Source organism: Catenulispora pinisilvae (assembly GCF_015356865.1).
GTDB lineage: Bacteria > Actinomycetota > Actinomycetes > Streptomycetales > Catenulisporaceae > Catenulispora > Catenulispora pinisilvae.
The window spans coordinates 1-281 of the sequence record NZ_JAAFZA010000651.1; the positions used below are offsets into that span (position 1 = coordinate 1).

Genomic DNA, 281 nt, shown 5'->3' on the forward strand with positions numbered 1-281 from the left:
ATAGGCCGGGCGTGGAAGCTCCGTGAGGGGTGTAGCGGACCGGTACTAATAGGCCGAGGGCTTGACCACAAAGCTGATTTTTTGAGTCTTTTTGCTCGCATCCACTGTTTAGATCTGAGACCCCTACCGGCCTCGGGAACCACTGTTGTGTGGGTTTTCGGCTGGTTGTCTCAAGATGTTACGGCCGCCATAGCGGTGGGGAAACGCCCGGTCCCATTCCGAACCCGGAAGCTAAGCCCGCCAGCGCCGATGGTACTGCCAGGGGGACCTGGTGGGAGAGT

The 281-nt window shown here is 59.1% G+C and carries 1 rRNA gene; it reads left to right on the forward strand.

Annotated features, from left to right (window positions below):
* Positions 1-179 precede the first annotated feature (179 nt).
* Positions 180-281 (forward strand): 5S ribosomal RNA (gene rrf, locus IZR01_RS49710); the annotation flags it as partial.